26 protein-coding genes are annotated in these 25,874 nt (G+C 67.3%); 11 read left to right on the plus strand and 15 right to left on the minus strand.

Annotation, left to right across the window (positions count from 1 at the left end; translation table 11 throughout):
• Positions 1-3 precede the first annotated feature (3 nt).
• Positions 4-1,851, minus strand: coding sequence for a bifunctional isocitrate dehydrogenase kinase/phosphatase (aceK, locus tag AC3WMR_RS21705; RefSeq protein ID WP_492264898.1), 1,848 nt, complete (start codon positions 1,849-1,851; stop codon positions 4-6).
• Positions 1,852-1,864: 13 nt separating this feature from the next.
• The gene (locus AC3WMR_RS21710) at positions 1,865-3,043 is read right to left on the minus strand and encodes an isovaleryl-CoA dehydrogenase (RefSeq protein ID WP_492264899.1); all 1,179 of its coding nucleotides are present in this window, start codon (positions 3,041-3,043) and stop codon (positions 1,865-1,867) included.
• Positions 3,044-3,289: 246 nt separating this feature from the next.
• On the opposite strand from AC3WMR_RS21710, the gene AC3WMR_RS21715 reads away from it, so the two are divergent.
• Both AC3WMR_RS21715 and AC3WMR_RS21720 read left to right on the plus strand, forming a co-directional pair.
• On the plus strand, positions 3,290-4,468 hold the full coding sequence (locus AC3WMR_RS21715) for a M20 aminoacylase family protein (protein ID WP_492264900.1): 1,179 nt from the start codon (positions 3,290-3,292) through the stop codon (positions 4,466-4,468).
• A gap of 92 nt (positions 4,469-4,560) precedes the next feature.
• The gene (locus tag AC3WMR_RS21720; protein ID WP_492264901.1) at positions 4,561-5,529 is read left to right on the plus strand and encodes a Bug family tripartite tricarboxylate transporter substrate binding protein; all 969 of its coding nucleotides are present in this window, start codon (positions 4,561-4,563) and stop codon (positions 5,527-5,529) included.
• A gap of 102 nt (positions 5,530-5,631) precedes the next feature.
• Here AC3WMR_RS21720 and AC3WMR_RS21725 read toward each other — a convergent pair whose 3' ends face one another.
• Both AC3WMR_RS21725 and AC3WMR_RS21730 read right to left on the minus strand, forming a co-directional pair.
• Complete coding sequence (locus AC3WMR_RS21725; protein WP_492264902.1) at positions 5,632-5,964, minus strand: YnfA family protein; 333 nt, start codon at positions 5,962-5,964, stop codon at positions 5,632-5,634.
• 10 nt (positions 5,965-5,974) lie between these two features.
• Complete coding sequence (locus AC3WMR_RS21730; RefSeq protein ID WP_492264903.1) at positions 5,975-6,355, minus strand: MerR family transcriptional regulator; 381 nt, start codon at positions 6,353-6,355, stop codon at positions 5,975-5,977.
• Between the two features lie 73 nt (positions 6,356-6,428).
• Here AC3WMR_RS21730 and AC3WMR_RS21735 point away from each other — a divergent pair, with 73 nt between their 5' ends.
• Entirely contained in the window at positions 6,429-7,496 is a 1,068-nt protein-coding gene (locus AC3WMR_RS21735) for an MBL fold metallo-hydrolase (protein ID WP_492264904.1), read from the plus strand.
• A 73-nt stretch (positions 7,497-7,569) separates the two neighbouring features.
• Here the strand turns inward: AC3WMR_RS21735 and AC3WMR_RS21740 are convergent, their stop codons facing one another.
• The gene (locus tag AC3WMR_RS21740; protein ID WP_025140000.1) at positions 7,570-8,196 is read right to left on the minus strand and encodes a LysE family translocator; all 627 of its coding nucleotides are present in this window, start codon (positions 8,194-8,196) and stop codon (positions 7,570-7,572) included.
• A gap of 92 nt (positions 8,197-8,288) precedes the next feature.
• On the opposite strand from AC3WMR_RS21740, the gene AC3WMR_RS21745 reads away from it, so the two are divergent.
• Positions 8,289-8,984 (plus strand): nitroreductase, encoded by a 696-nt coding sequence (locus AC3WMR_RS21745; protein ID WP_492264905.1) that lies wholly within the window; start codon positions 8,289-8,291, stop codon positions 8,982-8,984.
• A 94-nt stretch (positions 8,985-9,078) separates the two neighbouring features.
• Complete coding sequence (metC, locus tag AC3WMR_RS21750; RefSeq protein WP_492264906.1) at positions 9,079-10,272, plus strand: cystathionine beta-lyase; 1,194 nt, start codon at positions 9,079-9,081, stop codon at positions 10,270-10,272.
• A gap of 90 nt (positions 10,273-10,362) precedes the next feature.
• On the opposite strand, the gene AC3WMR_RS21755 is transcribed toward metC, so the two are convergent.
• The 5 genes from AC3WMR_RS21755 to argS all read right to left on the minus strand — a co-directional run bounded on the left by AC3WMR_RS21755 (position 10,363) and on the right by argS (position 15,829).
• Complete coding sequence (locus AC3WMR_RS21755; protein ID WP_492264907.1) at positions 10,363-11,340, minus strand: alpha/beta hydrolase; 978 nt, start codon at positions 11,338-11,340, stop codon at positions 10,363-10,365.
• The gene (locus AC3WMR_RS21760) at positions 11,319-12,530 is read right to left on the minus strand and encodes an ABC transporter substrate-binding protein (protein WP_492264908.1); all 1,212 of its coding nucleotides are present in this window, start codon (positions 12,528-12,530) and stop codon (positions 11,319-11,321) included. The genes AC3WMR_RS21755 and AC3WMR_RS21760 overlap by 22 nt, the downstream gene beginning before the upstream one ends.
• A 165-nt stretch (positions 12,531-12,695) precedes the next feature.
• Positions 12,696-13,328, minus strand: coding sequence for a thiol:disulfide interchange protein DsbA/DsbL (locus tag AC3WMR_RS21765; RefSeq protein WP_175217729.1), 633 nt, complete (start codon positions 13,326-13,328; stop codon positions 12,696-12,698).
• Between the two features lie 83 nt (positions 13,329-13,411).
• Positions 13,412-14,134, minus strand: a complete 723-nt coding sequence (locus AC3WMR_RS21770; protein WP_492264909.1) for an SPOR domain-containing protein — start codon at positions 14,132-14,134, stop codon at positions 13,412-13,414.
• A 9-nt stretch (positions 14,135-14,143) separates the two neighbouring features.
• On the minus strand, positions 14,144-15,829 hold the full coding sequence (gene argS / locus AC3WMR_RS21775; protein WP_492281589.1) for an arginine--tRNA ligase: 1,686 nt from the start codon (positions 15,827-15,829) through the stop codon (positions 14,144-14,146).
• 313 nt (positions 15,830-16,142) lie between these two features.
• Here argS and AC3WMR_RS21780 point away from each other — a divergent pair, with 313 nt between their 5' ends.
• The 6 genes from AC3WMR_RS21780 (at position 16,143) to AC3WMR_RS21805 (ending at position 20,809) form a co-directional block, all read left to right on the plus strand.
• Positions 16,143-16,490, plus strand: a complete 348-nt coding sequence (locus AC3WMR_RS21780) for a DUF1840 domain-containing protein (RefSeq protein WP_492264911.1) — start codon at positions 16,143-16,145, stop codon at positions 16,488-16,490.
• 95 nt (positions 16,491-16,585) lie between these two features.
• Positions 16,586-16,903 (plus strand): hypothetical protein, encoded by a 318-nt coding sequence (locus AC3WMR_RS21785; RefSeq protein WP_025139991.1) that lies wholly within the window; start codon positions 16,586-16,588, stop codon positions 16,901-16,903.
• 107 nt (positions 16,904-17,010) lie between these two features.
• Positions 17,011-17,469 carry a type III secretion system chaperone gene (locus AC3WMR_RS21790; protein WP_492264912.1) on the plus strand — a complete coding sequence of 153 codons (459 nt, stop codon included), beginning with the start codon at positions 17,011-17,013 and terminating at the stop codon, positions 17,467-17,469.
• A gap of 34 nt (positions 17,470-17,503) precedes the next feature.
• Entirely contained in the window at positions 17,504-17,926 is a 423-nt protein-coding gene (locus AC3WMR_RS21795) for a type III secretion system chaperone (protein WP_492264913.1), read from the plus strand.
• A gap of 25 nt (positions 17,927-17,951) precedes the next feature.
• Complete coding sequence (locus AC3WMR_RS21800) at positions 17,952-18,380, plus strand: CesT family type III secretion system chaperone (RefSeq protein ID WP_492264914.1); 429 nt, start codon at positions 17,952-17,954, stop codon at positions 18,378-18,380.
• A gap of 14 nt (positions 18,381-18,394) precedes the next feature.
• Positions 18,395-20,809: a hypothetical protein gene (locus tag AC3WMR_RS21805; protein WP_492264915.1), complete on the plus strand. Its 2,415-nt coding sequence runs from the start codon at positions 18,395-18,397 to the stop codon at positions 20,807-20,809.
• Between the two features lie 61 nt (positions 20,810-20,870).
• On the opposite strand, the gene AC3WMR_RS21810 is transcribed toward AC3WMR_RS21805, so the two are convergent.
• The 5 genes from AC3WMR_RS21810 to AC3WMR_RS21830 all read right to left on the minus strand — a co-directional run bounded on the left by AC3WMR_RS21810 (position 20,871) and on the right by AC3WMR_RS21830 (position 25,858).
• Complete coding sequence (locus tag AC3WMR_RS21810) at positions 20,871-21,671, minus strand: carbohydrate ABC transporter permease (protein ID WP_025139986.1); 801 nt, start codon at positions 21,669-21,671, stop codon at positions 20,871-20,873.
• Entirely contained in the window at positions 21,668-22,543 is an 876-nt protein-coding gene (locus AC3WMR_RS21815; RefSeq protein ID WP_492264916.1) for a carbohydrate ABC transporter permease, read from the minus strand. The genes AC3WMR_RS21810 and AC3WMR_RS21815 overlap by 4 nt, the downstream gene beginning before the upstream one ends.
• A gap of 13 nt (positions 22,544-22,556) precedes the next feature.
• Positions 22,557-23,852: an ABC transporter substrate-binding protein gene (locus AC3WMR_RS21820; protein WP_025139984.1), complete on the minus strand. Its 1,296-nt coding sequence runs from the start codon at positions 23,850-23,852 to the stop codon at positions 22,557-22,559.
• Positions 23,853-23,885: 33 nt separating this feature from the next.
• Positions 23,886-24,941, minus strand: coding sequence for an ABC transporter ATP-binding protein (locus AC3WMR_RS21825; protein WP_175220150.1), 1,056 nt, complete (start codon positions 24,939-24,941; stop codon positions 23,886-23,888).
• Between the two features lie 119 nt (positions 24,942-25,060).
• The gene (locus tag AC3WMR_RS21830; protein WP_492264917.1) at positions 25,061-25,858 is read right to left on the minus strand and encodes a phosphodiesterase; all 798 of its coding nucleotides are present in this window, start codon (positions 25,856-25,858) and stop codon (positions 25,061-25,063) included.
• Between the last annotated feature and the right edge of the window lie 16 nt (positions 25,859-25,874).

The following is a 25,874-nucleotide window of genomic DNA, read 5'->3' on the forward strand; positions in this document are numbered from 1 at the left end:
TGCTTACGAGGCCGCGCCGGCTGGTGCCGGACGCAGGCGCCTGTCCGTATCGTAAGGGAAAAATTCTTCAATCCGGCCCTGTGCCACCTGGGCGCGGCAGGCCTGCCACCAGGCCGGTTCCAGCAGGTCGGCGTGATGGCGCAGGAAGGCGCCGCGCACCCGCGCGTCGCCCAGCAGGAAGCGGCCGAATTCCTCGGGAAACACGTCGTTCGGGCCGACGGCATACCAGGGTTCGGACGCCATTTCCGCTTCTTCGTTCGGGGCGGGCGGAATCCGCCGGAAATTCATTTCGGTCATGCGCTGGATTTCGTCGTAGTCGTAGAACACGACCCGGCCCAGGCGCGTCACGCCGAAGTTCTTGTAGAGCATGTCGCCGGGGAAGATATTGGCCGCGGCCAACTGGCGGATGGCATCGCCATATTCCCGCACGGCGGGTTCGAGCAGCGCGTCGGGCGCCTGCGTCAGGTAGAGGTTCAGCGGCGTCATGCGCCGTTCGATGTAGACGTGGCGGATGACGACCGTGTCCCCGGTTTCTTCGATCAGGCTGGGCACCAGGCGCCGCAATTCTTCCAGCAAGGCCGGCGCGAAGCGGCTGCGCGGCAGCGCCACCTGCGAGTATTCCCAGGTGTCGGCCATGCGGCCGACGCGATCGTGCAGTTTCACCATCTGGTACTTGCGCCGCACGGTGGCGTGGTCCATGCCGTCTTTGTCGATGCGGTCCTTGATCAGCTTGAACACGTACGGGTACGAGGGCAGCGTGAACACGCACATCACCATGCCCTTGATGCCGGGGGCCACGTCGAAGGCATCACGCGAATGCGCCAGGTGATGCAGGAAGTCGCGGTAGAACAGCGTCTTGCCCTGCTTTTGCAGGCCGATCATGGTGTAGAGCTCGGCCTTGGGCTTGCGCGGCAGCAGGCTGGACAGGAAATTGACCACCGCGGCGGGCGTTTCCATGTCCACCAGGAAATACGCGCGGGTAAAGCTGAACAGTGTGCTCAGGTCATCCGACCCCAGCAGCAGCGCATCCAGCCGCACCTGCCCGGCCGGGTTGCGCGTCAGCGCCACGGCAAAGGGGTAGACGGTGGTCTGGTTGACCAGGCGGCCGACGATGTAGGCGCCCTTGTTGCGAAAAAACAGCGAGCCCAGCGCATGCACCTGGCAATCGCTGGCGATGCGGCGGCCGACGTGCCGGGGCAGCAGCGTGCGCAGCTTGTGCACCGCGGTGCGGGCCAGCAGGCGGGCATCGCGCGGCAGGTCTTCGAAGGGCAGCGCCAGGCCAAAGTCGGCCACCATGCGGATCAGGCTTTTCTGCAGCCCTTCGCTGGCCGGGTAGTAGACCCGGTACGACGGCATGCGGCTGTCCAGGTATTCGGTTGCCACCGCGGGCCGCACGAACAGGAAATCGTTGTGGAAGTAATCGCGGTGCAGCAGCCGGCACGACACCGAATTGAAGAAGGTCTCGGCGCATTCGGGCTGGCGGTGCTCGGCCAGGAGGCCCACGAATTCCTGCTTGATCTGCTGCCAGTAGGCGGTCTGCGCGTCGGTCAGCGCCGGGCTGGTCGCGCCGTTGGCGCCCACCGCGCCTTCGGGCCGGCCGCGCAGCAGGCCTTCGAGCTGGCTCGCGCATTCGCGTACCCGCATGTCGTAGTACTCGATGCGTTCGCGCGACAGGTGCTGGATGCCGTGCCAGTCGCCCGATTCGAACAAGGCCTTGGCGCGCTGCGCGCTATAGCGAAACAGCGCGTAGTGGCGGTCGAACCCGGCCAGGATCAGCCGCGCGACGTCCAGCGGCGAGGGGCCCTTGGCGGGCGCCTGCTCGATGTGCTGGACGTCGGACGTGCGGATCATGGCGCGGCGCGGCTCAGGCGGTTTCGTTGAACAGTTCGCGGCCGATCAGCATGCGGCGGATTTCGCTGGTGCCGGCGCCGATCTCGTACAGCTTGGCGTCGCGCCACAGGCGGCCCACCGGGTACTCGTTGATGTAGCCGTTGCCGCCCAGAATCTGCACGCCCTCGCCCGCCATCCAGGTGGCCTTTTCGGCGGTGTACAGGATCAGCGCGGCGCAGTCCTTGCGGACCTGGCGCACGTGTTCGGCGCCCAGGCGGTCCAGGTTCTTGCCCACCTGGTAGCAGAAGGCGCGGCTGGCCTGCAGGGTGGTGTACAGGTCGGCGACCTTGCCCTGGATCAGCTGGAATTCGCCGATAGCCTGGCCGAACTGCTTGCGGTCGTGGATGTAGGGCACCACAACGTCCATCACGGCCTGCATGATGCCGATGGGGCCGCCGGACAGCACGGCGCGTTCGTAGTCCAGGCCGCTCATCAGCACCTTCACGCCGCCGTTGACCTGGCCCAGCACATTTTCTTCGGGGATTTCGCAGTCCTGGAACACCAGTTCGCCGGTGTGGCTGCCGCGCATGCCCAGCTTGTCCAGCTTCTGCGCCACGGAAAAGCCCTTGAAGCCCTTTTCCACCAGGAAGGCGGTGATGCCGCGCTGGTGCGCTTCGGGGTCGGTCTTGGCGTAGACCACCAGGGTGTCGGCGTCGGGGCCGTTGGTGATCCACATCTTGGTGCCGTTGAGCACGTAGCGGTCGCCCTTCTTGTCGGCGCGCAGCTTCATGCTGACGACGTCCGAACCGGCGCCGGGTTCGCTCATGGCCAGGGCGCCCACGTGTTCGCCCGAGATCAGCTTGGGCAGGTACTTGGACTTCTGGGCCGCGGTGCCGTTGCGGTTGATCTGGTTGACGCACAGATTGGAGTGCGCGCCATAGGACAGGCCGATGGAGGCGCTGGCGCGAGAGATCTCTTCCATCGCGACCATGTGGGCCAGATAGCCCATGTTGGCGCCGCCGTACTCTTCGCCGACCGTCATGCCCAGCACACCCAGATCGCCGAATTTGCGCCAAAGATCCATGGGGAACTGGTCGCTGCGGTCGACTTCGGCGGCGCGCGGCGCGATCTCGGCCTGCGCGAAGGTGCGCACCGCGTCGCGCAGCATGTCGAGATCTTCGCCCAGGTCGAAATTCAGGCCGGGAAGGTTCATCGCTGTCTCCGTGATAGTGGGTACTTACATTTTTATGGGCGCCAGCTACCGCGCCACGGTTCGTCGCGTGATCCCATGATGCGCCGATCGGCGGGGGCTACGCAATGATGCACCGCAAATATTACGTTTACGTAAACGTAAATTTGAGTCGGGTTTTCCCTAGGCAAATGTTTGCGTCCCGGGGGAAGCGCGCTGGGTACTATTCCAGCCGATCCTTGAAACCTGAAATTTGTGACGGAGTAAGCGGTGCTCGAACTATCCGATCTGGACGATATTGTGGCGCTGCGGCGTGACCTGCATGCCCATCCCGAGCTCTGCTACGAAGAGCACCGCACTGCCAAGGTGGTGGCCGACGCCCTGCGCGGCTGGGGCATCGAGACGCACACCGGCATCGCCAAGACGGGCGTGGTCGGCGTGATCAAGCGCGGCACCTCGGACCGCGCCATCATGCTGCGCGCCGATATGGACGCCCTGCCGATGCAGGAAGAGAACCAGTTCGACCACCGCTCGCGCCACGACGGCAAGATGCACGGCTGCGGCCACGACGGCCACACCGCCATGCTGCTGGCCGCGGCCCGCCACCTGCAGCAGGCCGGCGGCTTCGACGGCACGGTGTATTTCTGCTTCCAGCCCGCCGAAGAAGGCGGCGCGGGCGGGCGCGCGATGATCCAGGACGGCCTGTTCGACCGCTTCCCCTGCGAAGCCGTGTTTGGCATGCACAACTGGCCGGGCCTGGCGGCCGGCACGTTCGGCGTTTGCGCCGGCCCGATGATGGCGGCGGCCAACGGCTTCAAGATCACCGTGCGCGGCAAAGGCGGCCACGCGGCCGCGCCGCAGGACTGCGCCGACCCCGTGCCGGCGCTGTTCGCCATCGGCCAGGCGTTCCAGACCATCCTGACCCGCAGCAAGCGGCCGCTGGACGCCGCCGTGCTGTCCATCACCCAGGTGCAGGCCGGCGGCAGCGTGATCAACGTGATTCCGGGCAGCGCCTGGCTCGGCGGCTCGGTGCGCGCCTACAGCACCGACGTGGTCGACCTGATCGAACGTCGCATGCACGAGATTGCCGGCAGCATCGCCGCGGCCCACGGCTGCGAGGCCGACGTGTATTTCGAACGCCGCTATCCGGCGCTGGTGAATACCCCGGCCGAAACGGATTTCTGCATGGAGGTCATGCGCGACGTGGCCGGCGCCGACGGCGCGCGTGTCATCGAGCCCGTAATGGCGTCCGAGGACTTCGCCTTCCTGCTGCAGGCCAAGCCCGGCTGCTACGTGTTCCTGGGCAATGGCGACGGCGAGCACCGCATGGCCGGCCACGGCCTGGGGCCGTGCATGCTGCACAACGCCAGCTACGACTTCAACGACGCCCTGATTCCGGCCGGCGCGGCCTATTGGATCCGCCTCGCGCAGCGTTATCTCGCGGCCTGATTCCGACATCAACACGGACGCCGATGCGCCCCGACGCTTTTTTTGCAACACGCTTTACCTGACGCAGTGCTACGCAACATCACAAGGAAAGTATGAAAAAGAAGATGCTGTTCACGGCCGCGGGGGCGGCCCTGGCAATCATGGCGGGCGGGGCGATGGCCCAGACCTGGCCGGCCAAGCCCATCACGCTGGTCGTGCCCTACACCGCCGGCGGCAGCGCCGACGCGATCGGGCGCCGCCTGGGCGACGTGCTGCGCAAGGAAGCCAACGCCACGGTCATCGTGGAAAACAAGCCGGGCGCGGGCGCATCCGTGGGCACCGATTTCGTGGCGCGGGCCCAGCCTGACGGCACCACGCTGCTGCTGGCCTCGACCAGTCCGCTGACCATCTTTCCGCACTTGGCCAAGACCAACTACGACCCGATGAAGGACCTGACGCCAGTGGCCAGCGTGGCCGTGGCGCCTGTCGCCATCGTCGCCACCAAGGCGTTGCCGGTGAAGGACTTCGCCGGCCTGATCGACTACGCCAAGTCGCACCCGGACGGCGTGCGCTACGGCACGCCGGGCCAGGGCACCGTGGCCCATATCGGCATGGCGGCGCTGACGGCGCAGACCGGCACCAGGATGCTGCACGTGCCCTACCGCGGCAACAGCCAGGCGCTGACCGACGGCCTGGGCGGCGTGGTGGAACTGCTGGTGGTGAACACCGACGTGGTGCTGCCGCACGTGGCCAGCGGCGCGCTCAAGCCGCTGGCGGTGATGGCGCCCGAACGCCTGGCCGCCTGGCCCGACGTGCCCACGATGGCCGAACTGAAGCTGCCGCAGGCCCAGTACTACTCGAACTTCGGCATCTTTGCGCCGGCCAACCTGCCGCCGGCCGTGTCCGGCCCGTTGCAGGCCGCCCTGGCCAAGGCCGTGGCCAGTCCGGAATTCAAGGACCTGCTGGCCAAGTCGTACCTGCAGCCGGGCACCGCGTCGGGCGAGGCCTTCGCCAAGCAGGTGCAGGCCGAATTCGCCAACAATGCCCGCCTGATCAAGGAAGGCAATATCAAGGCCGACTGATTGGGGGGCGCCTGAACAGGCGCTACCAAGAAAAAGCGCGCGATCCGCAAGGAACGCGCGCTTTTTTCCCGAAGCCGGGTTGAGGCCGCGAGGGACGATGCGTCAGCCGCCGCGCGGCCCGAACATGATGACCAGCATGCCCGCCAGGCACAGGCCCACGCCGACGTAGTCGCTGACGCTGGGCCGCACGCCGTCCACCGCCCACAGCCACAGCAGCGCCATGCCGATATAGACGCCGCCATAGGCCGCGTAGACGCGGCCGGACGACGTGGGGTGCAGGGTCAGCAGCCAGGCGAACAGCGCCAGGCTGAGCGCGGCGGGCGCGAGCAGCCAGATGGAATGGCCGCGCCGCAGCCACAGGTAAGGCAGGTAGCAGCCGACGATTTCGGCCAGGGCGGTCACGATGAACAGCGCCAGGGTTTGCAGTATGCCCATGGTGCCGCCGTCAGGGATGCTGCGCGAGCAGGTCGCGGCACTGGCGTTCCTGCATCGCGATTTCCTGCAAGGTGTCTTCGATGTCGCGGCGCTGCTGTTCGAGTGTGGCGCGGTGTTGTTCCAGCACGGTCAAGTATTGGCGCAACTGCACTTCGGTGTCGCCCGGGCCGTCGTACATGTCGATCAGCGTCAGGATCTCGGACAGCTGCAAGCCCAGCCGCTTGCCGCGCAGGGCCAGTTTCAGGCGGGTACGGTCGCGCGGTCCGAAGATGCGGTTGCGGCCGTCGCGCGCCGGGCTGACGATCCCCTGGTCTTCATAGAAGCGGATCGTGCGGGGCGTGACGTCGAACTCGCGGGCGAGCTCGGAGATGGTCCAGGTTGACGAGGGCATGCGGCGTGTGGCAGTTTACGTAAACGTAAATTATGATGACTTGACCCGATCGTCAAGCGTGGAGAGCGAGGCAATGAACCCCAACGAACAGAAGCTGCAGTATCCCTGGGCCGATTTCCAGCCCGAAGCCGGCCGGGCGCACACGGTGGCCGAGGGCGTGAAATGGATCCGCATGCCGCTGCCGTTCGCGCTGGATCATATCAACCTCTGGCTGCTGCGCGACAACATCGACGGCCGCGACGGCTGGACCATCGTCGACTGCGGCATCTCGCGCGACGAGGTCAAGACGCTGTGGGAAGACGTTTTCAAGAACGAGCTTGAGGGTCTGCCCGTGCTGCGCGTGCTGGTCACGCACATGCATCCGGACCACATCGGCCTGGCCTATTGGCTGTGCGAGCGCTGGAACGCCCGGCTCTGGATGACGATGACCGACTTCATGGTGGCGTCGCTGTGGTCGTCGCGCCGCAACGAGGCCGGCGGCGGCCCCGGCGGGCAGTCCGCGGTGGACCATTTCGCGCGCCACGGCCTGACCGATCCGGACGCGCAGGAACAGATCCGCCAGCGCGCCAATTATTTCCCGAACCTGGTGCCGGCCGTGCCGTCGCGTTACACCCGCATCATGCACGGCGACCAGGTGCGCATCGGCGGACGCGATTGGCGCGTCATCGTGGGCTACGGCCACGCGCCCGAACACGCCTCGCTGCATTCGCCGGACCTGGGCGTGCTGATCTCGGGCGACATGGTGCTGCCGCGCATTTCCACCAACGTCAGCGTGTTCGACTACGAGCCGGACGCCAACCCCCTGCCCCTGTACCTGCGGTCGCTGGATGGCTACGCCGACGTGCCGCGCGACACGCTGGTGCTGCCTTCGCACGGCCGCCCGTTCAAGGGCCTGCACGAGCGCATCGCGCAGCAGCACGAACACCACCGCGACCGCCTGGCCGAAGTGCTGCAGGCCTGTGCGGTGCAGCCGCAGTCCACCTCGGACATCGTGCCGGTGCTGTTCAAGCGCAAGCTGGACCTGCACCAACTGACCTTTGCCATGGGCGAGGCGCTGGCGCACTTGCACGCGCTGTATTTCGAAGGCAAGTTGACCCGGGCGGAAGGCGCCGACGGCATCGTGCGGTTCTCGGCGGCCTGATCGCCGCCGGTGTCGTCACCGCAGTTTTTGGCGGGGCCTGGCGCGAACGCCCGGCCCGCGCCGAGCCGCAGGGCTAGCGCGACGACGTGGCCAGGCGCACCGCCAGGCCCACGAACACCAAGGCCGCAATGCGGTTGAGCCAGCGCTTGGCCGTGACCGAGCGCTGCAGCAGTTCGCCGAACGCGCCCGAGAAGAATGCGATGGCGCCGAACACCAGCAGCGTTGCCAGCATGAACACGGCGCCCAGCTGCACGGTCTGCCAGCCCACCGGGCCCAGCTTGGGCGAGGTGAACTGCGGCAGGAACGCGAAGAAAAACAGCAGCACCTTGGGATTGGTCAGGTTCATGACGATGCCGCGCCGATACAGCGCCGACGTCTTCATCGGCGCGGGCCGCTGGCCGTCTTCGGCATGCACCGGGGCGCGCAGGATCTGCCACGCCAGATAAGCCAGGTAGGCCGCGCCGGCCAGCTTGAGCACGGTGAAGGCCACCGGCGACGCGGCGAACAGCGCGGCCAGCCCCAGCGCCACCGCGGCGGTATGGCCCATCAGGCCTGTGCACAGGCCCAGCACCACGAACAGCCCGGCCTTGCGTCCCCAGATGGCCGATTGCATCAGCACGAACAGGTTGTCGGGGCCGGGCGTCAGGGACAGCAGCACGGCAATGCCGAAGAACGCGGTCAGGGATTCAAGGGGCAGCATGAGGGTCTCGCGAAGGTCGGCCGGCGCCTTGCGCGCCGGAAATGAACTGGCATCATACGAGGAAATAAATGCGAAGCCACGAAGGAGACACCATGTCCGCTGTACCGGAATCCGCCGCGCGACCCGACGCCGTGCTTGAAGACTGGCTGCGCGCGCGCCATAGCTGCCGCGCCTTCCTGCCCGATGCGGTGCCGCGTGCGGTCATCGAACGCATCCTGACGCTGGCCGCGCGTACCGCGTCGTGGTGCAACTGCCAGCCTTGGCAGGTGACGGTGGCCTCGGGCGAAGGCGCCCGCCGCTTGAGCCAGGCATTGCAGCAACGCGCGCAGCAGCCGGGTTTCACACCCGACTTTCCGTTCCCGCGCGAATACCAGGGCGACTACCTGGCCCGGCGCCGCGAATCGGGCTTCCAGCTGTACAACGCGGTGGGCGTGGCCCGCGGCGATCGCGAGGCCTATCGCCGCCAGGAACTGCGCAACTTCCAGCTGTTCGATGCGCCGCACGTGGCCATCATCACGACCGACGAGGCCTTGGGCGAATACGGCGCCATCGATTGCGGCGGATATGTCGCCAATTTCCTCCTGGCGGCGCAAGCCAATGGCGTGGCCACCGTGGCCCAGGCGTCGCTGGCGATGTACCCCGAGGTGCTGCGCGCGGCACTCGGCCTGGCGGCCGACCGCCGCGTGGTCTGCGCCATTTCGTTCGGCTATGCCGATACCGCCCACCCCGCCAACAGCTACCGCACCAGCCGCGCGGACCTGGCGTCGACGGTGCGCTGGGTCGACTAGGCCTGCTCGTTCATAAGGGCATGGGGCGACAGCCCTGCCCGCTCCTGATATGGTTCTGGATTCCCGTCCTAACGCCAAGCATTCCCCTCTGAAGATGCCTACCAAACACATCGATACGGTTCTGCAGCATGCGGGCACCGCCCCGTTCAACCCCGAGACCGGCACCGCGCCGGTGCCGCTGCCGCCGATGCGCGCCAGCACCGTACGGTTCGAGAACCTTGCTGCGCTGGAAAAAGCCCAGCGCAGCAAGGCCGCGGGCGGCCGCGCCACCACCTACGGCCGCATGGGTATGGACACGCACGCGGCGCTGGAACAGGTGTTTGCGCAGCTGGAAGGCGGCACGCATGCCTACCTGGCCCCGTCGGGCCTGTCGGCCATGACGATGGTGATGCTGGCGCTATGCTCGGCGGGCGACCACGCCCTGATTTCCGACTGCGTCTACGGCCCGATGCGCGAGCTTGACGATGCCGTGCTCAAGCGCATGAACATCAACGTGACCTACTTCGCCGCGGGCGAAGACCTCGACGCGCTGGTGCAGCCCAACACCAAGCTGCTATACGTGGAATCGCCCGGCTCGCTGCTGTTCGAGATGCTCGACATGGGCGCGATGGCCGCGTTCGCGCAGCGCCGTGGCCTGGTGCTGGCCACCGACAACACCTGGGGCTCGGGCTACATCTACCGGCCGCTGACGCTGGGCGCGCAGGTGTCCATCATTGCCGGCACCAAGTACGTGGGCGGCCATTCCGACCTGATGCTGGGCGCGGTGGTCACCAACGACGAAAAGATCGCCAGGCAACTGAACCGCACGCAGTACGCGATGGGCTATTCCATCAGCGCCGACGATGCCTGGCTGGCGCTGCGCGGCGTGCGCACCATGCCCATCCGCATGGCGCAGCATGCGCGCCACGCGCTGGAAATCTGCGCATTCTTCAAGCGCCGTCCCGAAACCGTGCGCCTGTTCCATCCGGCGCTGCCCGAAGACCCGGGCCACGCCCTGTGGCAGCGCGATTGCACCGGTTCGAACGGCATGCTGTCGGTCGAACTGCGCCTGTCGCCCGCGGCCGCGCGTGCGTTCGTCGATGCGCTGGAACTGTTCGGCATCGGCTTCTCGTGGGGCGGCTACGAAAGCCTGGTGCAACTGGTGTCGCCCAAGGACCTGTCGCATCACCGCTATTGGGGCGAAGGCCAGAACGCGCTGGTGCGCCTGCACATCGGCCTGGAGTCGCCGCAGGACATCATCGCCGACCTGACGCAGGCGCTGGACAAGGCGGCGACCGTCAAAGACTGACGGCGTTCATGACGCGCGGCGGGGTATTCATTACTCGCTGTGCATCCCTGGCGGTGCGTCACGCAAGACGCACCACGGGCCAGTCCGCCTTCAAACCGCCTCGGCCCGTATCCAGCCGCCGATGCGCGCGGCGATGTCGTCGCTGTTGTCGTCCATCATGGGCATGTGCGAATTGCCCGCGATGCCCATGTCCGCCAAACGCCACGTCGCGACGTTCGCGCCGTGCGCCGCCAGTTGTTCCGCATAGGCCTGCCCCGCCTGGCACAGGCGGGTCCAGAGCGGCGTGGCGTCCAGATAGTCGCCATAGACGAACAGGAACGGCTTGCCCGCCACGCTGGCAGGCGCCACCGCTTCCGAGAACCCCGACGGCTCGATGCCGATCACCCCTTGCACCAGGTCCGGCCGCGCTTGCAACGCGCGGTAGGCGACTTCGCCGCCATGGCTGTGCGCCAGCACCAGGCACGGGCCGATGCGCTCCAGCGCCGCGCAAAAGCCCGCCAGCGCCGCGTCGTTGTTGCCCAGCCAGCGCGGTACCGCATGGCGGATGAAGGCATCGAAGGCCTGGACCGGAAAGCGCTGGCCATCGAAGGCACGGCGCTGCGCATAACCGCTTGCATGGCCGAAGCGAAACAACGACCAGCTTTCTTCGGCGTTGCGCACGATGGGCGGTTCGGGCCACACCTCTTCGAACGGCGTCCAGCCCGCGCGGCCGCGTTCGACGTTGTCGACCACGTACACCGCATGGCCGTGCCGCAGGAAGTGTTGCACCCAGCCGGGCCGCCCGTCAGGCGTCTGTTCCCACATGGCGCCGGTCATGCCGCCGCCGTGCAGCAGCACCAGCGGTAGCGGGTGCCGTCGCTCGGCGGGAATGAAGTACTGCACATAGGCCTGTTCGACGTGATACAGCCCGTTGGGGTCGTACGGCAGCGACGCGGTGCGGGTAAAGGCGATCTCGCGTGGCGGGCGCCCTTCGATGCGCACCTGCCGCCCGCCGGCGTAGAAGCTGCCGAAATCGGCCAACGCCAGCGGCGGGGAAAACGTCTGATTTATTTCTTGACCAGCGGGCATTGGCTTTCCGACAGGGGCCAGGCGAGGGTATCGCCGGGGATGGTGCGCACGATGTTGTAGTAGTCCCAGGGCGCCTTGGACTGGGCTGGCGATTTCACCTGCGCCAGCATCATGTCGCGCACCACCAGGCCGTCTTCGCGGATGTGCGCGTTCAGGCTGAAAGGGTCGTCGATGGGCAGCGATTTCATCTTGGCCATGACGGCGTCGGAATTCGTCGTGCCGGCCGCCTGCACGGCGCGCAGGTAGTGGCGCACCGAGCTGTAGACCCCCGCTTGCAGGAAGGTGGGCGGACGGCCCAGGCGGGCTTCGAATTTCTTGGTGAAGGCGCGCGTGCCGTCGTTCATGTCCCAGTACGACGGCACCGTCAGGTAGGTCTGCTGCGCGGCTTGCAGGCCCAGGCTGTGCACGTCGGTGATCAGCAGCAGCATCGCCGCCAGCTTCTGGCCGGCACCGGTGATGCCGAATTCGGCCGCCTGCTTGATCGCCGAAATGGTGTCGCCGCCCGCATTGGCCACTGCGATGATCTGCGCCTTGGATGTCTGCGCCTGCAACAGGAACGAGGCGAAGTCCGACGCATTCAGCGGATGGAACACGGTGCCCACGACCTCGCCGCCGTTGGCTTTCACCACCGCCTCGGTGTCGGCGGCCAGCTGCTTGCCGAAGGCGTAGTCGGACGCCAGGATGAACCAGCGCTTGTTGCCTTCGTTCACCACTGCGGTGGCCGTGCCGCGCGACAGCGCATAGGTGGTGTAGGTCCATTGCACGCCATAGGGCGAGCATTGCGCCTGGGTCAGTGCCGTGGTGCCGGGGCTGGAAAACAGCACCAGCTTTTTCTTTTCGCGCGCAATGCCCTGCACCGCCAGCGCCACCGACGAATTGGGCACGTCCACCACCACGTCCACGCCGTCGGTGTCGTACCACTTGCGCACCATGCCGCTGCCGATGTCGGGCCGGTGCTGATGGTCGCCCGAGACCAGCGAGACGGGTTTGCCGAGCACGGTGCCGCCCAGTTCCTCGATGGCCAAGCGGGCCGCCTCGACGGACCCGCGGCCGGTGGCGTCGGCCGTGACGCCGGCCATGTCGGTCAGGACGCCGATCTTCACGCCGTCGGCGTCATTGGCCAGTGCAGAGGCGCCGGCAAGCGCCAGGCACAGGCCCAGCGCCGTGCGGCGCAGGAATTGCTGTCTCATGTGTCTTCCACCCTTGGATGCCGCCGCCGGCGGCGAATTATTGTGGGGGAAGTGTAGCCCGCGGCGGGCGCTGTTGAACGCAGTCTGGTCTTAGGGACGACCCCATGCAAAACGCCCCGGCCGATCGCGGCGCGGGGCGTTCTTGAACTGCGATTCAGGTGCGGGTCAGTTGCCGCGCGCCATCGGGATCAGTTGGTTCACTTCCTTCAGGGCGCCTTCGTAGCTGTTGCCCGCCAGCACCGGCGACGTCATGAACTTGCCGCCTACGGCGAAGGAGGGCGTGCCGTCGATGCGGTAGGCCTCGGCCAACTGGTTGGCGCGTTGCACCTGGGTCTGGACGCTGAACGAATCGAACACCGAATCGAACTTGGCGCGGTCCACGCCCTGCGCGGCGGCCCAGTCGCCCATGGCCTTCTTGTCGATCAGGCGCTTGTGCTCGCCGTGGATGGCGGTGAAGACCTTGGTGTGCAGGTCGGGGCGGTCCAGCGCGATCAGGGTGTAGTACAGCTGTTGCAGGGGCTTCATGCCGGCATTGAAGGCGATCGGCACTTGCTTGAGCACCACGTCGGCCGGGGCCGTCTTGGCCCAGTCTTCAACCATCGGTTCCATGGCGGCGCAATGCGGGCAGGTATACGCGAAGAATTCCAGCACTTCCACCTTGCCCGGGGTGTCGGACGGCAGCGGCGGATTGATGGCGACGTAGGCCTGGGTGCCTTGGGCGTGGCTGACCGGGCTGAAGAACGCGGTGGCGGTCAGCGCGGCGGCTGCCAGGATGCGGATGAGCTTGGGGGACAGCATGGATGATGTTCCTGAACAAAAAGGTTACAGACAGGGCCGGGCCCGGATAAGTTCAATCAAAAAGCCATGATCGGCGCGCCGTGTTACTGACGCACCACCGCTGTTTCAATCTTGTTTTCGCCCAACCGGCCGCGGGCGCGATTCATGTCGTCCAGGCGGGCGAATGGCCCGACGCGGACGCGGTTGATGGCCTTGCCGTTCACTTCGGCCTTTTGCACCGCCACGGGCAGACCCAGCAGGATGATGCGGGCCTTCAGGGATTCGGCATCGTCCTGGCCGCGGAACGCGCCCGCTTGCAGGTAGTACGAGCCATTGGCCGATGCCGCCGGGGCGGACGATGCGGCCGGCGCCTTGACCGCGGCGGGCGCCGGGCTGGGCGCCAGCTTGGCGATGGGCGTGGGCGGCGCGCTGGCGGCGGGCGCGGGCGCGGGAGCCGCCGCGGGGGCGTTGTTGGACGTCGGCAGCGTGGCAATCAGGGCGCCCAGGTCGTCGGACTTGCCGGCCGGCGCGGTGCCGGCCCCGGGCAGCGGCGCGGGCGCCGTGGCGGTGGGGCCGCTGGGCGGCGTGCCCGCCGCGCCGTCGCGGCCGTACAGGCCGGCGTTGGGGTCCGGCGCCTGGCGCGGGTCGGGCAGCTTGCCTGCGTCGCCCTGCCGGCTGGCGCGGTCCACGAAGGGCACGGGCGCCTTGGTGACGTAGAACGCCACGACAGCGGCCACGATCAGCCCGATGAGCAATCCGGCCAGCGCCCCGTACAGGGTGCTGCCGCTTTCGCCGGAACGGCGGGTAGGTTTGCGCTTGGTCGCCATGTACCGATGTTACATCCGCTCGGGGGCGGACACGCCCAGGAGCTCCAGGCCGTTGGCCAGCACCTGGCGCGTGGTCGAGGCCAGGCGCAGGCGCGCCAGCTTCAGCGCGGTGTCGTCGACCAGCACGCGTTCGGCGTTGTACCAGGCGTGGAAGTCGGACGCGCAGTCGCGCAGCCAGAAGGCGATGTGGTGCGGGGCCAGTTCCTGCGCGGCCAGGGCCACGATCTGGGGGAACTCGGCCAGGCGCTGCATCAGCGCGAATTCGGTCGGAGCCGTCAACAGGGACGCATCGGCCGCCGCGACATCTGCCGCCGGCATGCCGGCGTTGTTCACGACCGAGCAGATGCGCGCGTGGGCGTACTGGATGTAATAGACCGGGTTTTCGTCGCTCTTGGACAGGGCCAGGTCGACGTCGAACACGAATTCCGTGTCGGCGCGGCGCTGGATCAGGAAGTAGCGCACGGCATCGCGGCCGACCCAGTCGATCAGGTCGCGCATGGTGACGTAGCTGCCGGCGCGCTTGGAGATCTTGACCTCCTGGCCGCCGCGCATGACCTTGACCATCTTGTGCAGCACGTAGGACGGGTAGTCCTTGGGGATGCCCTCTTCCAGCGCCTGCAGGCCGGCGCGCACGCGCGCCACGGTGCCGTGGTGGTCGCTGCCCTGGATGTTCACGGCGCGGTGAAAGCCCCGTTCCCATTTGGCCTTGTGGTAGGCCACGTCGGGCACGAAATAGGTGTAGCCGCCTTCGCTCTTGCGCATGACGCGGTCTTTGTCGTCGCCGGTACCCAGTTCGGTGGTGCGCAGCCACAGCGCGCCGCCCTCTTCATAGGTATGGCCGCCGGCGATCAGCGCCTTCACGGTGGCCTCGACGCGGCCCGACGTGTAGAGCGAGCTTTCCAGGTAGTAGTTGTCGAACGCCAGGCCGAACGCTTGCAGGTCCAGGTCTTGTTCGCGGCGCAGGTAGGCCACGGCGAAGACGCGGATGTCGTCCAGGCTGTCGATATTGCCGGTGGCGGTGACGGGTTCGCCGTCCGAGGCCTGGATGGTCTTGCCGGCCTGGAAGTCGCGGGCGATGTCGGCGATGTAGTCGCCCTTGTAGCCGTCGGCGGGCCAGTCGGGCGAGTCGGTCGTCAGGCCGCGGCCGCGGGCCTGCACGCTGATCGCCAGGTTCTCGATCTGGTTGCCGGCGTCGTTGTAATAGAACTCGCGCGTCACGTCCCAGCCGATGGCGTCGTACAGGCGGCACAGGGCGTCGCCCAGCGCGGCCTGGCGGGCATGGCCCACGTGCAGCGGGCCGGTGGGATTGGCCGACACGAATTCGACCAGGATCTTCTCGCCGGCGCGCGGGGCGCGGCCAAAGGCGGCGCCCTGCTCGGCCACGGCCGCGATGACGGCCTGGCGGGCGGCGGCGGTGACGCGCAGGTTGATGAAGCCGGGGCCGGCGATTTCAGCGCTTTCGACCAGGTCGCGGGCGCCGGGCTGGGCCAGCAGCGCCTCGACGATGGCCTGGGCCAGTTCGCGCGGGTTGCGCTTGGCCGGCTTGGCCAGCTGCATGGCCACGTTGGTGGCGACGTCGCCGTGGGCGGCGACCTTGGGGCGCTCCAGCAGCACAGTGGGCTGGGCGTCGGGCAGGCTCTGCGCAACGGCGGCCTGGATCAGGGAAATAAGCTGTTTTTGTTGCTCGGGGAGCATGGGCGTCTGGAGTCGTTCTGGGTGGGTGACGAAGGCGGCGACGGGTCGCGGCCGGGCTGGAGGCCCGCGCGAGTGCCCTGGCGCAGCCTGGTGGGCGGAATCGGGGCGACCGGCGGGGCGCAACCGCATGCGGGCGCCGGATTCTCGGCCGCCGGGGATCCTGCCGTCACGGGAATCTCCTGAATCATAGCTTGATTTGGCGGCGGCCACCGGCGCCTGGGCCGCCCCGGGACGGCCTTGCGCGCCGGGTCAGTTGGCATCCCCGGGCCGTTGCGGTAGTGTAGAGAAGGCATTCTATGTAGGAGACGGGAATATGCTGATTACCTTTCATTCCAAAGTCGTGGCAGAAGTCCTGATGCTTACCGACCATGCCAGCGCCCTGTTGCAGGCCGCAGGCAAATCCTTCGGCGACAAGATTCCCGAACGCGGTGTGTTCACCGTCGACCAGCTCGGCCCGGCGATCCAGGGCATCGAGCGGGCCATCGAAGAGTCCCTGGGCCAGGGCCACCCCGCCGACGAAGAAGACGAAGACCAGGCCCCGGTGGCGCCCATGGCGCGCGCGGTCGGCCTGAAAGAGCGGGCGTTCCCCTTGCTGGACATGATGCGCCAGTCGCAGGCCGCCGGCGCCGAAGTCACCTGGGAAGTGTCCCGCGGCTGGTAGGCAATGTCGCCGGACGGACAATCTGTCCGGCGCTTTTTGCCTATCTTCGTGCTGCCGTCTCTTTGCGGCTGACGCCATTTCAAGGAATCCCTGCCATGCGCAGCGACATCACGATCGTTTTCGACACCCGGCGCTCGCTGGACCTCTCGGCCAACGTCGAACCCAGCCCGCAGCGCCAGAACCAGGCCCGCGACTGGTTCGACGGCGCCTGGGAAACCCTGGGCTGCGAGCCCCTGCGCCCCAGCGGCAAGGTGCTGCTGCTGGACAAGGTGCTGGGCGTGGCCGACGCGCTGGGCTACGACACGCTGTCCACCGACGAAAAAGAAGCCCGCGAATTCGCCGAGAACCTGGCGCTGGCGCTGGAGCGTCCGCGCATCACCGTGGACCTGCCCGGCCTGACGGTCGGCTATTGACCTGACTGGGCGCAGTTCGCCCAAGGAACCAATCCTGGCTTGCCGTTACTCACGGGCAAGGACGGCCTGCGCCGTCCCTTGATTCCTCCCCTTGCGGAACCCGTGACATGAGCCAGGATCGCTATCTCGCCCTGTTGCGCGCCCACGCGCGCCGCCGCCCCGACCACGCCGATGTGGTGCAGGCGCAGGCGGTCGTCATCGACGGACGCCGCATCAGCCTGTGGTTCGAACCCGCCGGACCCGACGCCGACCCGGACGACGGCCAGCTGCTGTGCCGCACCGACGTGGCGCGCTTTCCGGGCGGCCCATCCAACGCGGTTTGCCGGCTGCTGCTGCAGGCAAACAATCTTTGGGCCGGCACCCACGGCGCGACCTTGGGCCTGCGCGGGCAAGACACCGTGATGCTCAGCGCCGCGCGGCGAATCGGTTCGTTGACCCCGGCCACGCTGGATGCCTTGCTGGCGAGCCTGCAGGTGGACGCGCTGACCTGGGCCGCGCAGTTGACGCGACCGGCCGGCGCCATCCGCACGGACGCCAGCCCCGGCCTGCTGCATCTGCGCGCCTGATCCCGACCCCCTTACGCGCTGGAGCCTCACGCCCATGTCTGAACAACGCTATCACGCCGCCCTGGCCGACCTTGCCCATCACATCGGTGTAGACGGGCAGGCGCTGGGTACCCGCCAGGAACTGGTCATCGACGGCGCCGCCATCGCACTGGCGTATGTCGATGACGGACTGGGCGGCGCCATGGAAGGCGCCTGCCGCGTCGGCACCCATCCCCTGCCCGCCGATCCGCCCGCCGGCCTGCTGTCCTGGCTGTTGCAGGCCAATACCCTGGGCCCCGCCACCCGCGGCGCCACGCTCGGCCTGCAGCAATCCGGCCATCTGGTGCTGGCCCGCCGGCTGCCGCTGGACCTCGCGCCAGAGGGCCAGGCCCGCGCCTGGCGTGACCTGGCCGAAGCCTCGGCGCAATGGTCCGCCGCCATCGACCAAGGGCTGGGCGGCGACGCCAGCCCCCGCTGAACCCGCTACGCGACAGGAACGAACCATGTCCCGCTATCAGACGCTGCTTGAAGACTATGCCCGCCTTGCCGGTCTGTCGCCGGTCGAAGACCTGGTGGCCCATCAGGAATTGGTCATCGCCGACATCGTCGTCGGCCTCTCGGCCGAGGGCGACGCCGACTCGGGCGATATCGCCTTCTTCGCCACCCTGGGCCGGCCGGCGCCGCAGGTGGCCCGCGACCAGCTGTTGCAGCTGATGCTGGAAGCCAATGCCCTGTGGGTCGGCACCGGCGGCTGCACCCTGGGCTTGCAACCGGGCACCGGCGCGGTGCTGCTGTGCGCCCGCGCCCCGCTGGCCCTGTGCGATGCCCGGGCGCTGGCCGCTGCCCTGGACGCCTTTGCCGATGTCGCGCTGCTGTGGCGCGATGTCGTGCAGGGCCGGGTCACGCCGGAACTGCCGCAACTGGCCGCCTGACCGGGAGCACCGTCATGTTCATCAATCCCAATGGGAGCCGCGTGGTGGGCGGCGAGGCGTCATCGCCGCAGGACACGCCCAGCAACACGGCGTCCCGGATCGGATCGTCGCCGCAACCCGGCCAAGGCGGGCTGCAAGGCACGATGGTGTCGGTGGGCGAAGGCGGCACGGCCGCGCTGCGCGACGATGCGGCGCAGAGCCGCGGCTGGTTCGGCGGTGTGTTTTCCGCCCTTTGGCAAGCCGCCGAGGATTTCACCGCCGCGATGCATGGTGACCCGCTCGAGGACGAGGATTCGGTCCGCGCCGACAGCGATGTGCAGGACGATGTGCGCACCGAGGTCGACGAAGACGACACGCTGACCGAGGTGGATGACGACGACGAAGAATTCTTCGACTGCGATGACGATGGCGTCGCCGCGTACAACGCCCGCCAGCAAGAGCGCCAGGCGGTATCGGGCGGGCCGACGGGCCAGCCCCAATCCCTGGACGACGTGCCGATCCTGCCGCTGTCGTCCTTGCTGGGCGATGTCGGCGAGGCGCAAGGTCTCCAGGTCCTGGTCGATACGCTGCCGCCTCGCGAGTCGGTGCAGCAGCAAACGCAACAGCAGCAGGAAGGCATCATGGGCCGCCTGCTGCGATACGGCGGCAATGCGCTGGGCGCGGTGACGTCGACGGTGGCCAGCACCGCGTCGAGCGTGGCGCGCACGGTCGGCGGCTATCTGCCGGGCGGGGGCACGCCGGTGGCCGAAAGCGCCAGCGTCGCCGCCAGCACCCCCGTATCCGAGCGCAATCTGGCGCGCGCAGGCGAAGTCGCGGGCAAGATCGACGAGCAGATGGCCAAGCTCAATGAGCAATTGCGTCGCATGGGCGGCGGCGGCGATGCGCTGCGCGTGCCCGACGGCGAGCGGCTGAACACGCCCACCCTGTCGACCTGGGACACGCTGTCGCGCTGGAACCACCAGGCGCGCGGCGCGTTGTCGGCGGGCTTGACCACGCTGGGGTGGACCACCGCCGCAGTGGCCATTCCCACCGCGACCAGCGTCATCACCACGCCGATGGCCCTGTCGCCGACGTCCATCGGCATCAACGCCACCGCTATGCTCGGGGGCGCCTACCTGGGCCTGACCGCGCTGCGCGATTTTCCGGAACTGGCCAGCAACCGGGCGGCGCTCAGCCTGGTCGAGAGCACGTTGCAATCGCTGCAACCGCAGTTCAAGGAACTGGACAACCTGATCGCCCAGGAAGCGTCGCGCCAGACCGCCACCGATCGCACCATGCTGGTGTCGCTGGAACGCGCCCCGCGCATGGACGCACTGCAACGCGAACTGGCGCAGGTCGGCGAAGCGCTCAAGACCGCGCGGTCGGCACCGGCGCAAAGTGCCGAATCGCGCCACCCCGTCGCCTTGGGGGATGGCCAGGCACGCACGCAGACGCTCAGCCTGGCCGCGCGCGCCAAGTCGGCGTTCCAGTCATTCTTCGGCTCGATCGCGCGAGGGCTGTCCAGCGCCGGCCGCTTCCTGGCCGACCTGCCCAACGTGCCGGGCCGCCTGCTCGAACGCCGTGCGGCGGGCAAGAGCGAACTGGCCTACACCCAGGGTGCCGGCCGCAGCGCACTGGGTATCCTGTCTGCTCCGCGTGACGGTGGCATCGTGCAGGGCGGCGTCGACGTGCGGGTGATGCAGCGCGCCGCCGATGCAGGGGGCGCCAGCCTGGCCCTGCCCGACGTGCGCCGCCAGATGCATATCGGCGAAAACCTGACGCACGCCCTGCGCGCCAGCGACAAGGCCGCCTTCGGCGCGATCGCGGTGGGCGAAGGGACGCAGCAGGTCGCGGCCACGGCCAACCTGACCACGGCGCGCGCCATGGCCTGGTATTTCGCCGCCGCCGCGGATGCGCAGGAAAACGGCAATGCCCAGCCGCCCACCGTTACCCGCAACACCGACGGCAGCCTGTCGGTGGCCGACCCCGATCGCAAGCTCTACAGTTTCCTGATGCACGCGCCGTCGGTACACACCGGCGCCATGGCGGGCGAGGACGGCACGCGTGAACCGGGCCGGTTGACGCTGGACGACCATCGCCGCGGCTTTCCGGACGGTGCGCGCGGCATGCAATTCGAAACCGCCTTGAACGCGGACGGAGGCGCCGAGCTGCGCATCCGCTTCGTGGCCGAGCGCGCGCAGCCGGTCTTCACACCGCTGGCCAACGAGCGTGATGTGTTGCTGTCGATGTACCAGGCGCTGCACAGCCCGGCGCAAGCGGGCGAGTCGCAGGCGGATTTTTCGGGATGGTCGCGCGATCGGTTGGAGGCGCACCAGTCGTCGCTGATCGCGGCCTTGCAACGCGAGACGACCTTGATGGCCGGCGACCAGCAGCAGATCCGCGAGCTGCGGGATTGGCAGAACCCGGCCTTCCTGGCGGGCAGGGCCTAGCGCCTGAAGGGGTAGCGAATGGGCAACGAATGGGCGGGACGTCAGTCCCGCCCTGTGCCCGTCAGCGGATGCCTGCCCGCATGAACGACTGCACGAACTGGCGCTGGAACAGCAGGAAGGCGATCAGCAAGGGCGCTGCCGACATCAGCGTGGCGGCGGTGATCACCGACCAGTCGATGCCCTGGTCGGTCGACGAGAACACCTGCAGTCCGACCGTCAGCGGCCGCGATTCCACCGAGTTGGTGATGATCAACGGCCACAGGAAGTTGTTCCAGTGGTGGCTGACCGACACCAGGCCATAGGCTACGTAGATCGGCTTGGCCAGCGGCACATACACCTTCCAAAGGATCTGCAAGGCGTTCGCGCCTTCCATGCGCGCGGCCTCTTCCAGTTCGCGCGGCACCGTCTTGAACGTCTGGCGCAGCAGGAAGATGCCGAAGGCCGACGCGAAGTACGGCAGGCCGATGGCGAACACCGTGTCGCGGATGCCCAGCTGGCTCATCGAACGGTAATTTTCCACCAGCAGCACGTCCGGCATGATCATCAGCTGCAGCAGCACCAGCATGAAGACGAAGTCGCGGCCGCGGAACTCGAAGCGGGCAAAGGCGTAGCCGGCCAGCGTCGACAGCACCAATTGCGCGGCCAGCACCATCGTCACCAGCAGGAAGGTGTTGGCGAAATAGCGCGGAAACGGCGCGGCCTGCCAGGCCCGTGCGAAGTTATCCAGCGTCAGCGGGGCAAACAGGTCAAAGCGCGTGGCGTAGGCCGGCGGATGGAAGGCCGCCCACATGGCGTAGGCCAGCGGCAGAATCCAGAGCAGGCCCAGCGCCCAGGCGCCCAGGGTATCGAGCTTGTCTTTCATTGATAGTGCGTCCTACGGTCCAGCCAGCGGAACTTGATCAGCGCGGTCAGTGCCAGCACCACCAGCAGCACGACGGTCAGCGTCGCGGCGTAGGCGGTATCCCAGAAGCTGAAGCCCACCTGGTAGATGTAATACAGCAACAGCGTGCTGGCGTTGTCGGGCCCGCCGCGGGTCATCACCACCACGTGGTCGACCAGCCGGAAGGCATTGATCAGCGCGTTGATCAGCACGAACAGCGTGGTGGGCATCAACAGCGGCCACAGCACGCGCCGGAAGTACTGCCAGCGCGATGCCCCTTCCAGCATGGCGGCTTCACGCAGCGACGGCGATACCGTCTGCAAGGCAGCCAGGTAGAAGATCATGAAGAAGCCCGATTCCTTCCACACGGTCACCAGCATCAGCGCGGGAAGCGCGGTTTCGCGGTTGCCCAGCCAGTTGGGGCCAGGCGAGCCGAACAGCTGCATCACCTGCGCGATCAGCCCGTACTGCGGCGTGTAGAAGAACAGCCAGATGTTGGCCACCGCCACCATGGGCAGCACGGTCGGCGTGAAGTACGCCATCCGCAGGAAGCCGCGGCCGCGCAGGTTGCGGTTCACCCACAGCGCCATGACCAGCGCAATGCCGATCGAGGTCGGAATGGTGCCCAGCGCAAACCACAGGTTGTTCCACAGCGACTGCCAGAACACCGGGTCGTCGCGCATGACCGCATAGTTGTCCAGCCCGACGAAGCGGGCCGGGCGCGCGCCCTTGGGGGTTGAATAGAAGCTGTGCCAAAGCGTCGCCAGCGCCGGGTAATGCGTGAACGCGGCGAGCAGCACGATGGCTGGCAGCAATAGCAGCCAGCCATAAAGCGTATTCAAAGAGCGGCTCATCGTGCTGGGCGGTCTACTTGTAGGAACGCAGGATGCGGTCGGCTTCGCGCTGGGCGTCCGTCAGCGCCTGCTGGGGCGTCTTGGAACCCGTCAGCGCCGCTTGCAGGGCGTCGTTCAGGGTCTTGGTGACGCGCTGGTTCTCATGGGTCGAGAATTCAGCCACGCTGACCTGAAGCTGGTCGCGCGCCACGGCGGCGGCCGGCACTTCCTGCGCGTACTTCTTCATCTTCTCGGTCTGCCAGGCGGCCGGCGTCACGGCGACGTAGCCGGTGGCAATGCTCCAGTCAGCCGCGCGTTCCGGCGTGGTGGCCCACTGCGCGAACTTCAGCGCGGCCTGCTGCTGTTCGGGCGTGCCGCTCTTGAAGATGTAGAAGTTGCCGCCGCCCGTCGGGCTGCCGCCGCGCTTTTGCTGCGGCATCATCGCCACGCCGAACGGGAAGTCGGCGTTCTTGCGGATGTTGGTCAGGTTGCCGGTGGTGGTCCAGATGATCGCGGCCTTCTTTTCCAGGAAGTCCTTGGGCGTGGTGCCCCAGTCAATCGTGCCGGTGGGCATGACCTTGTGCTTGGCCGACAGGTCACGCCAGTACTGGGCCGCTTCCACCACGGCCGGCTTGTCCAGGTAGACCTCGTTGCCGGCTTCGTTCATGAGGATCGCGCCGTTGGGCGTGGTCAGGGCCTGGAACAGCCAGTAGGCGAACGCGCCGCCCGACGGAATCTCGATGCCCCACTGCGTGGTGTTGCCGGAAGCGTCCTGCTTGGTCAGTTTCTTGCCGTATTCGACCAGTTCGGCCCAGGTGGCGGGCGCGCGCTCCGGGTCCAGGCCGGCGGCCTTGAACAGGTCCTTGTTGTAGTACATCACGATGGTCGAACGCTGGAACGGAATGCCCCAGGTATGTCCGCCCGTGCGGCTGTTCTGCATGAAGGCGTCATAGAAACCGCCCAGCCACTGCTTGTCGGCGTCGCTCTTGGCCAGCGAATCCACCGGCACGATCGCGTCTTCGTCGATCAGGGTGAACATGTCGGTCGACAGCAGCACGGCCAGTTGCGGCGGCGTGCCGCCCTTCAGGGCGGTCAGAGCCTTGGCGATCGAATCCTGGTACGAACCCGCGTAGATCGGCTTGATCTTGATGTTGGGGTTTTCTTTCTGGAAGTCCGCCACCATGTCGTCGACGATCTTGGTGATGGGGCCGCCCACCGCGACCGGGTAATAGAACTCCACTTCGACGGGCTTTTGCTGTGCCTGCACGGGCAGCGACAGGCAGGCGGCGGCAAGGCTGGCGGCCAGGGTCTTCAGTACGATGCGTCGCATGATTGCGTTTCCTTTCCTGTGGATTGGGCGTCTTCAGCGCCCGACGGTGTTGATGACCGCCGAATCGGCGGCAAAGAAATGCTGTTGTTCCGCGGGCCAGGACAGCCGCAGGGCTTCGCCGGCGCGGGCGCGCAGGTGTCCGCCCACGCGCACCGCCACGCCGCTGGTATCGCCAACCCGGCACACCACGATGGAATCGGCGCCGAAGTACTCGACGCTTTCCACGGTGGCGGCGATGCCGTCGCCATCGATGCGGATGTGTTCGGGGCGCACGCCCAGCTTGGCGGCGCCGGCCGGTGCACCGGCCACGGCGGGGCCGTGGGTGCCGGCGATCACCGTGGCGCCGTGCAGCGTGGTCAGGCCGATCAGGTTCATGGGCGGCGTGCCGATGAAGCGGGCCGCGAATTCGCTGGCCGGGCGCGCGTACAGGCCGTCCGGTGTGTCGTGCTGTTCGATCTGGCCGCCGCGCAGCAGCACCACCTGGTCTGCCATGCTCATGGCTTCGGTCTGGTCGTGCGTGACGTACACCATCGTGATGCCCAGGTCCTGCTGCAACGCGCGGATCTCGCGGCGCATTTCATGGCGCAGCTGGGCATCCAGGTTGGAAAGGGGTTCATCCATCAGGCACACCGGCGCTTCGGAAATCACCGCGCGGCCCAGCGCCACGCGCTGTTGCTGGCCACCCGACAATTGCGAGGGCTTGCGGTCCAGCAGGTGGCCCAGGCCCAGCAATGACGCCACGCGCTGCAAGCGGCGGTCGAAATCGCGCGCAGGTTCTTTGCGGACCTTCAGGCCGAACAGGATGTTCTCGCGCACCGACAGGTGCGGAAACAGCGCATACGACTGGAACACCATCGAAATGCGGCGCTTGGCCGGCGGCAGCTGCGTCACGTCGCGGTCGCCGATGTGGATGGTGCCCGAGGTGGGCGTGTCCAGGCCGGCGATCATGCGCAACGTGGTGGACTTGCCGCAACCCGACGGCCCCAGCAGTACCGTGAAGCTGCCTGCCGGTACCGTGAAGCTGACGCCGTGGATGGCGGCCGCGTTGCCGTACTGTTTGGTGAGGTTATCCAGAACGATGGATGACATGCTGTCTCGTAGATCTAATTGTTAGATCCGCCCCGTGTCGCGTGCAATGAAATCCTTTTCATTGTGCAGCGCAAACATGACGGACATATGGCATTGTGTTTGTAATCGAGAATCCCGCCTCAGGCGAAGGGATACGGGCCGGGGTATTCCCCAATCACGGCGTGGTGCGTCACCAGTGCGTCGTCGTGCCACCAGTGCAGCTGGTAGCCCGGCGGTTCCATGATGTATTGCAAGGTCGGGCGCTCGCCCAGTTCCAGCGCCAGTTGATGCGCGGTACCCGGACAGGTCGATGCAATGGTGCCGCCGAAACGGCGGAAGATGGTGCGGTGCAGGTGGCCGCACAACACGCGTTCCACGTTCGGATAACGCGCCACGATCTGTTCCAGTTCGGGCGCACCTGCCAATAGGCCGATGGCATCCATGTGCTCGATGCCGGTCACGAAGGGCGGGTGGTGCATCAGCACCAGCGTCGGGCGGCCGGGTTGTTCCGCCAGACGCGCCGCCAGCCAGCCCAGGCGGTCGGCACATAGTTCGCCATGGCTTTTCATGGGCACCACGGTGTCCAGCGCCAACAGGCGCAGCGGATAGGTCTCGACCGCGTACTGGATGAACGGCCCCTGCCCTTGCAGATAGCCGTGGTCCGGGAACGCGGCGCGCAGTTCGGCGCGGTCGTCGTGGTTGCCGGGCAAGAGGAAATACGGAATCTCCAGGGCCTGCAGTTGGTCGCGCAGCGCCTGGTATTCGTGGGGCTTGCCCAGGTCGGTCAGGTCGCCCGTGATCAGCACGCAATCGGGGCGCGGCGTCAGCGCATTGAGCGCGCGCACCGCCGGCCCCAGGAAGGCGGCGGAGTCGATGATGCCGTAGGCCTTGTCGCCTGGCGTGCGCATGTGCAGGTCGGTGATCTGGGCGATAAGCATGGCGTGGATCTCTTGC

The sequence above is a fragment of the Achromobacter sp. FW305-C-28 genome, assembly GCF_058783235.1.